Source organism: Gordonia aichiensis (genome assembly GCF_039946255.1).
In the GTDB taxonomy this organism is placed as follows: domain Bacteria; phylum Actinomycetota; class Actinomycetes; order Mycobacteriales; family Mycobacteriaceae; genus Gordonia; species Gordonia aichiensis_A.
The window spans coordinates 13,093-25,818 of record NZ_JBCDWL010000011.1 but is presented as its reverse complement, the minus strand read 5'-3'; the positions used below and the strand labels follow the sequence as shown (position 1 = coordinate 25,818).

Sequence of the window (12,726 nt, the reverse complement as noted above, 5' to 3'; positions counted from 1 at the left end):
GGTCTCGTCGGGTTCGCCCGCGACGGGCGTCTCGTCGCTCACTGGATCGGCCCGGTCACGGTGACGAGTTTGGTCCCGTCGGGAAAGGTGGCCTCGATTTGAACTTGGGCGAGCATCTCGGGGATGCCGTCCATCACGTCGTCGCGAGTCAGAATGCCTCTGCCGTACTCCATCAGGTCGGCCACCGACCGACCGTCGCGAGCCCCCTCGTAGAGAGCGGAGGAGATGATCGCGGTGGCCTCCGGCAGGTTGAGTTTCAGACCGCGGTCGCGACGCTCCCATGCCAGTTTGCTCGCCAGGTAGATCATCAGTCGCTCTTGTTCGTGAAGATTGAGAAACACACTCACTCCTCAAGGCTCGAAATTTGGACGGCTCCTCGCTCGAAGTGGCTCACAATTGGACTTCTCCGGACGACGAGCCGATTGGGTGATGCAGCCTCCTAAGGCCTACCGAGGACGCCGGCGCGTCATGCAGTCGGCGCACGACCTCGCCCGCCGTATCCGTGACGAACGCGACGAAGTGGGCTGTCGCTGCATCGGTCTCTCGTGTTAGCCTCCACACACAGCTAGAACGTGTTCTAGTTTCCCTCCCGCCCACCAGGGCCGGAGCGTCACCGAACTTTGAGGATCCACATGAAGGTCGCGGTCACCGGGGCAGCCGGCTTCGTCGGTACCAATCTCGTCAATCAGCTCGTCGCAGACGGTCACGACGTCGTCGCCATCGACCGGGTCTCCCCCGCGCACGGCAGCACGAGCCCGCAGGTGACGTGGACCGCCGCCGACATCTTCGACCACGACGCGATGGTCGCCGCGTTCGCCGACGTCGACACCGTCTACCACCTGGTCGCGATGATCACCCTCAAGCAGCAGGACGAGGTGGCCTGGCGGGTCAACACCGAGGGCGTGGCCGGCGTCGCGCGCGCCGCACTGGACGCCGGCGTGCGCCGGTTCGTGCACTGCAGCTCCATCCACTCCTTCGACCAGTACGCCGACAACGGGATCGTCGACGAGACCTCACGTCGCTCGGAGGACCCGGCGATCCCGGTCTACGACCGCTCGAAGTGGGCCGGCGAGCAGGAGTTGCGCAAGGTGATCGCCGACGGCCTCGACGCCGTCATCTGCAATCCGACCGGCGTCTACGGCCCTGTCGACCACGGCCTGTCCCGGATCAACGGCATGCTGCGCGACGCCGCCCAGGGCAAGGTGCCGCTGTTCGTCGAGGGCAACTTCGACCTGGTCGACGTCCGCGACGTCGCGCGCGGGCTGATCCTGGCCGGTGAGCACGGTCGTACCGGCGAGAACTACCTGCTCGGCGGTTCGCAGGTGCGTCTGATCGACGCGATGCGCACCGTCGCCGGCCTCTGCGGGCGCTTCCGTCCACTGTTCGCCGTCCCGTTGAGCGTGATCAAGCTGGTCGTCCCGATCGCCGAGCCGATCAGCAACATGCTCGGCTCGGATCTGGTCTCGCGCGCCTCGATCGCCGCGCTGGTCGCTCAGCCGACCGTCGACATCACCAAGGCCCGCGAAGAGCTCGGCTATGCCCCGCGCTCGTCCGACGACACCCTCGCCGATCTGGTCGCCTTCCTCGCCGACTCCAAGCAGTGCGGCTCCGCCGCACCGACGTCCGGCAGGCACTACGAGCCGGTGGGTGCCACGACCGCCGTCTGACCCCCGATTCCACACGCTCCCTCCCACAGTCGTCGTGACCGGCCGCCTCGGCCGGTCACGACGACTGCGTCATCGGCCCGCCCGTCGCAGGGTGACCCGGTAGGTGTAGTGCTCGGGACGGAAGTGGCTGACCGCCAGTTCCACCGCCCGCCCGCTCTCGTCGGAGTACAGCCGGTCGGTCCGCAGCATCGCGTGCCCTTCATCGCAGCCCAATGCCGCAGCGGTCTCCGCGGCGGCGGAGACCGCCGTGATCGACTGGGCCGCCTCCACGATCGGGCTCGACGATCTCGGTTCCAGCAGTCCGATGATCGTGGCCGAGCTCGTCGCACCGGCTCTCACCTCGGCCGCGTCGGACAGCAGTCGGGCGATGTGCTCGGGCAGATGCACCACGGTGTGGACGAAGGGCACCCCGTCGTGCAGTCGGCGGAACACGACGGTGTGGACGACGTCGCTCTCCTGCCGCAGCCGGCCGGCCACGTCGATGTCGATCCGACGTCGCAGCGGCTCGATGACCTCCATCGTGGTGTCGGCCGCCAGATTCATCAGATCATCGATCGAACCCAGCTGGCGCAGATAGCGTTTCGGTTCCTCGACCGCGAAGGTGCCGCGGCCCGGAACCCGGTAGACAATCCCCTCGGCCACCAGATCGTGGAAGGCGCGCCGCACCGTCTGCCTGCTCACCGCGTGCTCGGCGGCCAGTTCGGCCTCGGTCGGCAGTCTCCGTCCGTCGCGGTACCGACCGGCCATGACCGCCTCGCGCAGGCTGCCGGCCACCGCCCGGTAGGCGGGAAGGGTCGGCTCGGTCACAACCCGCCCCGGGCCACCAGTTGCCCGGCGATGACGTTGCGCTGGATCTCGTTGGTTCCCTCGCCGACGATCATCAGGGGCGCGTCCCGGAAGTAGCGCTCCACGTCGTACTCGGTGGAGTAGCCGTACCCGCCGTGGATGCGGACCGCGTCGAGGGCGATCTCCATCGCGGCCTCCGAGGCGAACAGCTTCGCCATGCCCGCCTCCATGTCGCAGCGGTCCCCGCTGTCGTACCGCTGCGCCGCATGTCGGGTCAGCTGCCGCGCCGCGGTCAGCTTCGTCGCCATGTCCGCGAGATGACCGCCCACCGCCTGGTGCTTCCAGATCGGCTTGCCGAACGACTCGCGCTGCTGGGCGTAGGCGAGGGCGTCCTCCAGGGCCGCGGCCGCCACCCCGAGGGCACGGGAGGCCACTTGGATGCGCCCGACTTCGAGACCCTTCATCATCTGGGCGAAGCCCTTGCCCGGATCGCCGCCGAGGACGGCCGAGGCCGGTGCCCGGTAGCCGTCGAAGGACAGCTCACAGCTCTCGACGCCCTTGTAGCCGAGTTTCGGCAGGTCTCGGGAGACGGTGAGACCCGGGCCGTGCTCCACCAGGACGATCGAGATGCCGGCGTGCCGCGGCGTGGCGGCGGGGTCGGTCTTGCACAGCAGCGCGATGAGGCCGGATCGGCGGGCGTTGGTGATCCACGTCTTGGCTCCGGTGATCACCAGGTCGTCGCCGTCGCGCCGGGCCGTGGTGGTGAGCGCCTGCAGGTCGGACCCGCCGCCCGGTTCGGTGAGCGCCATCGTCGCCCGGATCTCGCCGGTCGCCATCCTCGGCAGGTACTGCGCCTTCTGCGCGTCGGTGCCGAACGCGGTCAGCAGCTTCGCCACCACCGTGTGCCCGCCCATCGCGCCGGCCAGGCTCATCCAGCCGCGGGCCAGCTCTTCGGTCACCTGCACGTAGCAGGGCATCGAGACCGGCACGCCACCGTACTCCTCGGGCACCGCGAGACCGAAGACGCCGAGTTGCTTCATCTGCTCGATCCAGCGTTCGGGGTACTCGTTCGCGTGCTCGACCTCGCGCACGCTCGGCTTGACCTCCCGGTCGACGAACCGCCGGATCGTCTGCACCAGCAGGTTCTCTTCATCGGTCAGACAGTTGCCCACAGGCCGCCCTTTGGTCGTACAACAGGAACATTTGTACGGCCATATTGCAGCGCCGCCGGTCCCCTGTCAACGACCGCGCACTTCCGTCACCGCGCCCGTCATCGCACCAGTTCCGTTGCATTCGCACCGCTTTCGTTCTGCGCACCTGGTCGCGACCGAGTGCGAAGAACAGAGATGGTGCGATACCGACACGCACCCTCCCGTCCATCACGACCGTCACTCCGAGACGGTCACCGACCCCTCCGGGCTCGAGTGCGCCGCCATCCATTGGAAGTACCGCAGCCAGTCCTGCGCCCACAGCAGGGACACGCCGGCCCGGCCCGGTGACATGCTGAAGACCTCCGGCGCAATGGTGAAGGTCACCGCGTCTGCCTGTCCGGCCCAACTGTCGACGGCGAGTCGGATCGATTCCGAGTGCTCTGCTCGCCTACCGGTCGGTGCGGGGCCACCGAGGGAGCCGTCGCTGCCGGCGATCATCGCCGCGAACGCTTCCGCGGACTGTCGCGCGGACCGCGTCAGCTCCGCCGCGACATCCGCATTCGGCAACGGTGCCAGCCCGTACGAATGCAGGCCGCGCACCATGGTCCCGACGATGAACGCATGGTCGACCGCATTGTTCACGGTCGCCCAGTCGCCGGCACCCCGGCCGATGTCCCCGCCCTGGCTGAGGGCCACATCGTAGGCCTCGACTGCTCGGGTCCGACCCTCGGCCGCGGCACGGGCGGCTCTGTCGATCTCGGCCGCGTCGTCGGCGGTCATCGCCGACGACACATAGGTGTACGCAGCGGCGACGTAGTGCGCGGTGGAGCGGACGGACGATTCGAGGACTTGCTGGACTCGTGCGGCGACGCCGCGCGGCCAGAGGAACGTCGTGATGAGCAGACTGGTGGCGAGTCCGACGCCGACGTCGACGATGCGGACGTCGTCGATGCGCATCGACATCCCGTGCTGGGACAGGGACACCAGCATCACGAACCAGACGGTGAACCCGGCCTGCTTGAGCGGAACCTCGAATCGCCCGCTCGGATACCAGACCGTCACGAACGCCACCACCGGCAGGAGACTGATGAGCAACGCCGTATCGCTCCCGACGAAGCGGACGAGGATCGCGCAGACGAGGAATCCGCTGACCGTTCCGACAGCGACCTGGAGGGCAGACCTGCGGGAGTGGATGGCGCTGAGCTGCAGCGCCGAGACGACACCGAGGATCACCCAGAACCCCGTCGACAGGTGCAGCGCGTAGATCACGGTGACCGCGATCGTCGCGGCCACCGCGAGCTGCAGTGCGCGCCGAAACCACGGGGAGTCGATGGTGGCGTTCGCCCGCAAGAGATCCAACGGCGCCGAGGCGGAGTCGATCCTCTCGATCTCATCGGCGAGTGGATCCGCGGTGCCTCGCCGGTGCGCCGCCGAGCCGTGCCCGGGCAGAACCGAGGATGTGTGCCGTACGACCATGGCGGCGAGTGAGGAGAGGATCCGGACATGGAACCCGGCATGTGCGGCGCTCACGAGGTCACCGGTTCGGCCTTCGGCCATCAGCCGGTCCGCAGTCCTCGGAAGCGCATCCATATGCCGTTCGCGAGCGTCGTACAGCTCATCGACGACCGATCCGGCGAGCGGTTCGTTCGCGCTGATCGCCGTGCCGCACGCGTCCAGTGCCGCTGTCGTCGCCTGCAGCAGGTGCGCATCGGCGGTCGTCATCGGCTCGTGCTCGCCGCCGTCTCGATCCAAGGCGTATCGCAGACGCCCCACATCGTCGACCAGTCGGACCAGGCTGCGGTCCTGCGCGGTCGCATGCCCCGGCCGTTTGAGCTTGCCGTCGTACACCGCGTGCAGGTCCCGGTAGGCGCCGATCAGCCCCTGCATGTCATCGGCATCGGCCTCATCGACCGCCCCGCTCCGCTCCCGCCGAGCGTCGAGGACGCGGGCCGCAGCCGTCACTGCGCGGCCGGCCGCCTGCCGGATCTGCGAGACGGGACGACTCGGCCACAGTGCGACCGCGGTGATCGCCGCCGTCAGTGCGCCACCGGCGTACGCGGCGAGGCTCGCCGGAAGCGTGCTCATCGTCTGCGGTGTCGTCACCGCGACGATGTACGGCAGCAGCAGTGACAGGTATGCGGCGCTGACGTGTCCACGCAGGACCACCGCATAACTCAGTGCGAAGACGACGGCGACGGTGACCGCGATGGTGGCCGCCAGGCTCATGGCTGCCACGGCGCCCACCACGATCAGCACCAGTCCCACCGCTCCGGTCGCCGCGTAGGCGTAGAACCGGGTCGTCAACGGACCGCCGAAATCGGAGAGCACCAGCAGGATGAACACGCCGAAGGTGGCATAGAACCCGCTGGAACCGAGGTCGATGACCGTGTTCATGAGGACGGCGACCGCGGTCACCACAATCGCGGCGCGGGTGGCCGTCCCCACCGGTCTTCGAGTTCCCAACGCAGCGTTCCCTTCGATCCGGCGACACACCCGAATGGGCTCATTTCGGGCATGGAGACGACACGATGACCGTACCGCGCCGGCCGATTCCTGTCCGCTATCGCCGAATCGTCTGTCAGGGACGATTCGCCTTCAGTCCGTGAGATCAGTCGGCCTGAAGCAATCGACCTCACCGAGAAGCACACCTTCACCGTCACACTTGCCGACGGGCCCGATCGGGATTCAGCCGGCGGCCGCGTGTGCACCCTGACTCTGAGCTACTCCCCATAGCCATCAGCGAATCTGGAACGAAGAAATGACGGTGCCTCTTCCCGAGTCAGGAAGAGACACCGTCATATCGATTGTCGGGCTGACAGGATTTGAACCTGCGACCACTTGACCCCCAGTCAAGTGCGCTACCAAGCTGCGCCACAGCCCGTTGCCCCGTCGTGCGGAGCGAGTTTACTTTAACTCACCCGACGCCGAGACTGCTAATCGCCTGCGTAAGGCTAGTTTTCGGCTCGCTTGCGGTCGACGGCGATCCAGATCGCCGAGACGATGAGCGCACCGACGAGAGAGCCGATGATGCCGCTGGGGCGGAACTCGACGCCGTCGCCGGCGATCAGACTGATGAGCAGTCCGCCCACGAACGAGCCGAGCAGGCCCGAGGCGAGCGCCATGCCCCAGTTGAGGCCTTTGCGACCGGTTCCGAGGATGAGCTGCGCGGCGGCACCGATGAGCATGCCCCAGAGGATGATTCCGATGATCAACATGTCGAGAAGTATCACATGACGAACGAACCCGGCACCCGCTCAGGGGTGCCGGGTTCGCCCGTGTCGTGAGGATGTCAGTGCTTGCGTTCGCGCTTGTCCCGCACCCGGACGTTGATCCGGACCGGCGAGCCGTCGAAACCGAAGCGCTCACGCAGCTTGCGCTCCAGGAAGCGGCGGTAGCCCGCCTCCAGGAACCCGGTGGTGAACAAGACGAAGGTCGGCGGCCGGGTGGCGGCCTGCGTGGCGAACATGACCTTGGGCTGACGACCGCCGCGCACCGGCGGCGGGGTGGCCGCGATGATCTCCTTCAGCCAGGTGTTGAGCGGGCCGGTGGAGACGCGCTTGTCCCAGGACTCGAGTGCGCCTTCGAGCGCGGGCACCAACTTCTGGACGCTGCGGCCGGTCATCGCCGAGATGTTGACCCGGCGCGCCCACGGCACCCGCGACAGCTCGCGGTCGATCTCGTTGTCGAGCTCGTAGCGGCGGTCCTCGTCGACGAGGTCCCACTTGTTGAACACGACGACGAGCGCACGACCGCTGTCGATGATCATCGACAGCACCCGCAGGTCCTGCTCGGTGATGTGCTGGCTGGCGTCGATCAGGAGCAGTGCGACCTCGGCGGAGTCGAGCGCGGCCCGGGTGCGCAGCGAGGCGTAGTACTCGTGCCCGGTCGCGTTGCGGACCTTGCGGCGCAGACCGGCGGTGTCGACGAACTGCCACGGCTTGCCGCCCAGCTCGATCATCTCGTCGACGGGGTCGACGGTGGTGCCCGCGACGTTGTCGACGACGGCGCGCTCCTCGCCCGCCAGCTTGTTCAGCAGCGAGCTCTTGCCGACGTTGGGCTTGCCGACGAGCGCGACCCGGCGCGGCCCGCCGACGGCGAACCGTTCCCGCGGCGTCTCGGGCAGCACTTCGAGGATGCGGTCGAGCAGATCGCCGGTGCTGCGACCGTGCGCGGCGGAGATCGCGTGCGGCTCCCCCAGGCCCAGCGACCACAGTGCGGCGGCCTCCGATTCCATCCGCTCGGAGTCGACCTTGTTGGCGGCCAGCAGCACCGGCGTCTTGGACCGTCGCAGCACGCGCGCGACGGCCTCATCGGTGGCGGTCGCACCGACCGTCGCATCGACGACGACGACGATCGCGTCGGCCGTGCGCATCGCGTACTCGGCCTGGGCCGCGATGGCCAGTCCCATGCCCTTGGCGTCCGGTTCCCAGCCGCCGGTGTCGGTGACCATGAACTGCCGTCCGGTCCACTCGGCCTTGTACGAGACGCGGTCGCGGGTGACGCCGGGAACGTCTTCGACGACGGCCTCGCGCCGACCGAGGATCCGGTTCACCAGGGTCGACTTGCCCACGTTGGGGCGGCCGACGATCGCGACGACGGGCAGCGCTGCGGCGCCGCCGTCGGCGTCGGCGGTGACGAAGTCGGACAGGTCCCAGTCGCCCTCGTCGGACCAGGTGCCGTCGCCCGCGAGGTTGGGGTCGGCGAATTCGGTTGAGATGTCTTCGGTCACGGTCGGACTCCGATCCGTTCGGCGACCAGCTCGGTGAGCCGGTCGATCACTTGCTCGAGTGTCATGTCGCTGGTGTCCACCAGCACCGCGTCGTCGGCGGCGCGCAGCGGGGAGACGGTCCGGGTTGAGTCGAGGTGGTCGCGGCGGTTCACGCTGTCGAGGACCTCGGCGAGAATGCTCTCGCGCCCGGCCGCCAGATTCTGGCGGTGGCGGCGTTCGGCGCGCGCCTCCGGCGTCGCGGTGAGGAAGACCTTCAGCGCCGCGTCCGGGAAGACGACGGTGCCGATGTCGCGGCCCTCGACCACCAGGAAGGCACCGTCGGCGTGCCTGCGTTGCAGGTCGACCAGCTTGGCACGCACCTGCGGGTTCGCCGACACCGCCGACACCGCCGCGGTGACCTCGTCGGTGCGGATCTCGCGGGTCACGTCGTCGCCGTCGAGGAACACCGCGGTGTCGCCGTCGCGTTCGGTGAGGCGGATGTCGGCGGCCTCGACGATGTCGCCGACCGACTCGCCGTCGGGTGCGGCGCCGGCCCGCAGGACGGCGAGCGTCGCCGCGCGGTACATGGCGCCGGTGTCGAGCATGTGCGCGCCGATGTCGGCTGCCAGACGGCCGGCGACCGTCGACTTGCCGGTCCCGGCGGGTCCGTCGATCGCAACGACCTTCACCGGCTCGCGGCCGGCCCCGGTATTCGCCGTCACATCCCCACCGCCTTGTACAGCGCGCCGATCTCCTTGTTGTCGAGCACCCGCATGCTGCCGGGACGCTGCTTGCCGAGCGCGATCGGCCCGATGTCGGTGCGGACCAGGCGGATCACCGGGAAGCCGACCTCGGCCAGCAGTCGGCGGACCACGCGCTTGCGGCCCTCGTGCAGGGTCAGCCGCAGCAGGGACTCGCCCTGGTGGACCTCGAGGAGCGCGAACGAGTCGACGGCGACGGGCCCGTCCTCGAGTTCGACGCCCTGACGCAGTTCCCGTCCCAGGCCGCGGTTCACCTCGCCGCGAACGGTCGCGAGGTAGGTCTTGGGGACCTCGAACGACGGATGCATCAGGCGGTGGGCCAGCTCGCCGTCGTTGGTGAGCAGCAGCAGTCCCTCGGTGTCGGCGTCGAGGCGTCCGACGTGGAACAGACGCTGCCCGGCCATCACCCGCTCGGCGACCAGGTCGCCGATGCACGGGCGGCCCTGATCGTCGCTCATGGTGGAGTGCCAGCCGCGCGGCTTGTTGAGCGCCAGGTACTGCTTCGTCTCGTCGATCACCACGCGGGCGCCGTCGACCTTGATGATCGCGGTGTCGGGATCGATGCGCAGGCCCTGCTCGTGGACCACCGCGCCGTCGACCTCGACGCGGCCGGCCGCGATGAGCTCTTCGGCGCCGCGCCGCGAGGCGACGCCTGCGGCCGCGAGGACCTTCTGCAGACGCATTCCGTCGGCGACGTACGTGGCGCCGTCGCCGTCGACCTCGGCGATCTGGTGGCGGGCCGGCTTGGAGTTGTTGAGGCGGATCTTGCCCGACGCGACGTCGACGCGCGAGCTGCCCTTGCGGTGCGGTTTGCGGGTCGGGGCGTGCTGTCCGGGGGCGCCGCGGCCGGTCGCGCGCTTGCCTGCCGGAGCGCCCTTGCGGCCGCCCGCGGCGTTCTTGCCTGCTGAGCCCTTGCCTGCTGCGGACTTGCCGCCGCGCGACTGCTGGTCGCCCCGTGAGGGCTGATTGTTCCCCCGTGAGGGCTGATGGTTCGAGGAGCGGCCCTTGCCGCTCTCCCGTCGTCCCGGTGTGCCGTCTCGGCTAGCGGATGCCATGGAGAATTCCTTGCGCTGTATTGGTTTCTTAGACTCGACGCTCGGCTCGGCGTCAGGCCTCGTCGGCTTCCGCGAGCACCTGTGCCGAAACGTCGACATTCGATTGTGCCCGGCCACCGCCCAGTTTGGCGAATCGCGGATCGTCGAGCAACTCCTCGCCGAGGTCCTCGATCACGTCGACGCCGGGCAGGAGCGGCGCGATGTCGGGCAGCTCCCCGAGCGAGGCCAGGCCCAGCCGTTCGAGGAAGAGTTCGGTGGTCACGTACAGGGTGCCGTTGGTGGCGGGATCGGCGCCGGCCTCGCTGATGAGGCCGCGCGCGAGCAGCGTTCGGACGACGCCGTCAACGTTGACGCCGCGGATGGCGCTGACTCGCGAGCGGGTGACGGGCTGCCGGTAGGCGACGACGGCGAGGGTCTCCAGGGCCGCGCGGGTCAGCTTGTTGCGCGTCCCGTCATGGAGCAGGCGTTCGACGTACGGTGCGTAGTCGGAGCGGGTGTAGAAGCGCCAGCCGTCGCCGGCGAACCGCAGATCGATTCCGCTGCCGGCCGCCGTCAGTTCGGCGCTCATGCCGCGCAGCGTCCGGCGCACGCGTGCGGGTTCCTGTCCGACCGCGTTCGCGAGCTCCGCCGCCGTCGCGGGCGTGTCCACGACCAGCAGCACCGCCTCCAGGGCGGCTTTGAGCTCGTCGTCGTCGAGAAAGTCGCCGTCGGGAGAATCGCCGTCGAGGAGGACGCCGTCGTCGGGGGCGGCCTGGTCCATCTCGGCCCGGTCCATCGCAGCCTGGTCCGATTCCGCCTGGTCCGATTCCGCCGGGTCCGGCGTCGTCTGCTCGGTCATCCGTAGTCCTCCGACTTCTCGATGTCGATCTCCGCCGCCTCGCGGTCTCCGGTCCACCTGACCTTCAGCTCACCGAGCGCCTCGGGTTGCTCGAACAGCACGGCGCGTTCGCGGTACAGCTCCAGCAACGCCAGGAACCGCGCCACCACCTCCAGCCCGTTCTCGCATTCGGCGACGAGACGGCCGAACGTCAGCCACTGCCCGGGTGCCGCGGTGAGCAGTTCGGTCAGACGCTTGGCCTGCTCGGGCACCGAGACCGGGGACGCATGCAGATGGTCGAGCCCGACCTCGGGCTTCGGCTTGGGGAGGAAGGCCGCGGCAGCGACCTCCGCGAACCGTTCGACGGTGACGCCGAGATCGACCTCGGGCAGCAGACCGGCGAACCTCTCCTCCAACGAGACCGCGCGCGGATAGCGTTGCAGCGCTGCCGCTTCCAGTTCTCCGAACAGGACGGCGACCTGCTTGTACGCGCGGTACTGCAGCAGTCGGGCGAACAGCAGGTCGCGCGCCTCGAGCAACGCCAGATCCTCGGGATCCTCGACCTCACCGGACGGCAGCAACCGAGCCGCCTTCAAGTCCAGAAGCGTCGCAGCGATCACCAGGAACTCAGTGGTCTGCTCCAGATCGGAGTCCGGACCGAGGCTCTTGGTGTAGGCGATGAAGTCGTCGGTCACCACGTGCAGCGCCACCTCGGTCACATCGAGGCGATGCTGGCTGATCAGATTCAGCAGCAGGTCGAACGGACCGGAGAAGTTGGTCAGCTTGACTTCGAACTTGCCGGGAGCAGTCACGCATCGCTCTCGTTGCGCGCGATCACCTCGCGCGCCACATTCCGGTAGGCGAGGGCGCCGGTCGACTTCGGGGCCCACGACGTGATCGGCTCGCCGGCGACCGAGGTCTCGGGGAACCGCACCGTCCGGTTGATCACCGTGTCGTAGACCGCGTCGCCGAAGACCTCGACCACCCGCGACATCACCTCGCGCGAGTGCAGCGTGCGCTGATCGAACATCGTGACGAGGATCCCGCCGAGTTCCAGCCGCGGGTTCAACCGGTCGCGCACCTTCTCGATGGTGTCGGTCAGCAGCGCGAGGCCGCGCAGGCTGAAGTACTCGCACTCCATCGGAATCACCACGTTGTCGGCGCAGGCGAGCGCGTTCACCGTCAGCAGGCCCAGCGACGGCTGGCAGTCGATGAGGATGTAGTCGTAGCGGTCGGCGACCGGGTGCAGCGCGCGCGCCAGCGCCTGTTCGCGGCCGACCTCGGTGACGAGTTGGATCTCGGCCGCCGACAGGTCGATGTTCGACGGCAGCAGGTCGAGGCCGTCGACGCGGGTGCGGATCAGGACGTCGTCGGTCGACGCGTACGGCGGGACCAGCAGGTTGTGCACCGTCTGATCCAGCTCGTGATGGGCGACGCCGAGCCCCGCCGACAGGGCGCCCTGGGGGTCGAGGTCCACCAGCAGCACGCGTCGGCCGTTCTCGGCGAGGGCGGCACCGAGGTTGATCGTCGACGTGGTCTTTCCGACCCCGCCCTTCTGATTGCACATCGCGATGATGACGGCCGGTCCGTGCTTGTCGCGCGGGGCCGGGTCCGGGATGTCCCGATACGGTCGGCCGGTCGGTCCGAGCTTCTCGGCGGGCACGTCGAGTTCGCCCTGCGCTGCTGTGGGACGGGGTTGGGATGCACTCACCTGTTTGATGCTCCTCCCCGGTCGTGCACCTGAAGTTCGGTCTCCCCGATCCTAGTGGGTCGGTCGTCAC

The 12,726-nt window shown here is 68.7% G+C and carries 12 protein-coding genes and 1 tRNA gene; 1 reads left to right on the top strand and 12 read right to left on the bottom strand.

The genetic code is table 11. The annotated features are described in order from the left end of the window. Nucleotides 1-38: 38 nt before the first annotated feature. Nucleotides 39-341, bottom strand: a complete 303-nt coding sequence (locus tag AAFO60_RS13675) for an urease subunit gamma (RefSeq protein WP_347956764.1) — start codon at nt 339-341, stop codon at nt 39-41. A 291-nt stretch (nt 342-632) separates the two neighbouring features. On the opposite strand from AAFO60_RS13675, the gene AAFO60_RS13670 reads away from it, so the two are divergent. Beyond that, nucleotides 633-1,667, top strand: coding sequence for an NAD-dependent epimerase/dehydratase family protein (locus AAFO60_RS13670; protein WP_347956763.1), 1,035 nt, complete (start codon nt 633-635; stop codon nt 1,665-1,667). 69 nt (nt 1,668-1,736) lie between these two features. On the opposite strand, the gene AAFO60_RS13665 is transcribed toward AAFO60_RS13670, so the two are convergent. From AAFO60_RS13665 to AAFO60_RS13615, 11 genes are all read right to left on the bottom strand, one after another. Beyond that, complete coding sequence (locus AAFO60_RS13665; RefSeq protein WP_347956762.1) at nt 1,737-2,474, bottom strand: GntR family transcriptional regulator; 738 nt, start codon at nt 2,472-2,474, stop codon at nt 1,737-1,739. Next, nucleotides 2,471-3,625, bottom strand: a complete 1,155-nt coding sequence (locus AAFO60_RS13660; RefSeq protein ID WP_347956761.1) for an acyl-CoA dehydrogenase family protein — start codon at nt 3,623-3,625, stop codon at nt 2,471-2,473. Before AAFO60_RS13660 ends, AAFO60_RS13665 begins: the two co-directional genes overlap by 4 nt. 216 nt (nt 3,626-3,841) lie before the next feature. Next, nucleotides 3,842-6,049: an FUSC family protein gene (locus AAFO60_RS13655; protein ID WP_347956760.1), complete on the bottom strand. Its 2,208-nt coding sequence runs from the start codon at nt 6,047-6,049 to the stop codon at nt 3,842-3,844. Nucleotides 6,050-6,411: 362 nt separating this feature from the next. Then, nucleotides 6,412-6,485 (bottom strand) — tRNA-Pro (locus tag AAFO60_RS13650). A 70-nt stretch (nt 6,486-6,555) separates the two neighbouring features. After that, entirely contained in the window at nt 6,556-6,819 is a 264-nt protein-coding gene (locus AAFO60_RS13645; RefSeq protein WP_347956759.1) for a GlsB/YeaQ/YmgE family stress response membrane protein, read from the bottom strand. A 74-nt stretch (nt 6,820-6,893) separates the two neighbouring features. Beyond that, the gene (gene der, locus AAFO60_RS13640) at nt 6,894-8,333 is read right to left on the bottom strand and encodes a ribosome biogenesis GTPase Der (RefSeq protein WP_347956758.1); all 1,440 of its coding nucleotides are present in this window, start codon (nt 8,331-8,333) and stop codon (nt 6,894-6,896) included. Further along, nucleotides 8,330-9,034, bottom strand: a complete 705-nt coding sequence (gene cmk, locus AAFO60_RS13635) for a (d)CMP kinase (protein ID WP_347956757.1) — start codon at nt 9,032-9,034, stop codon at nt 8,330-8,332. The genes der and cmk overlap by 4 nt, the downstream gene beginning before the upstream one ends. Beyond that, complete coding sequence (locus AAFO60_RS13630; RefSeq protein ID WP_347956756.1) at nt 9,031-10,128, bottom strand: pseudouridine synthase; 1,098 nt, start codon at nt 10,126-10,128, stop codon at nt 9,031-9,033. Before AAFO60_RS13630 ends, cmk begins: the two co-directional genes overlap by 4 nt. 52 nt (nt 10,129-10,180) lie before the next feature. Beyond that, on the bottom strand, nt 10,181-10,888 hold the full coding sequence (gene scpB / locus AAFO60_RS13625; RefSeq protein WP_347956867.1) for an SMC-Scp complex subunit ScpB: 708 nt from the start codon (nt 10,886-10,888) through the stop codon (nt 10,181-10,183). A gap of 74 nt (nt 10,889-10,962) precedes the next feature. Further along, nucleotides 10,963-11,757: a segregation and condensation protein A gene (locus AAFO60_RS13620; protein ID WP_347956755.1), complete on the bottom strand. Its 795-nt coding sequence runs from the start codon at nt 11,755-11,757 to the stop codon at nt 10,963-10,965. Then, nucleotides 11,754-12,656 (bottom strand): ParA family protein, encoded by a 903-nt coding sequence (locus tag AAFO60_RS13615; protein ID WP_347956754.1) that lies wholly within the window; start codon nt 12,654-12,656, stop codon nt 11,754-11,756. Before AAFO60_RS13615 ends, AAFO60_RS13620 begins: the two co-directional genes overlap by 4 nt. Nucleotides 12,657-12,726: the final 70 nt, after the last annotated feature.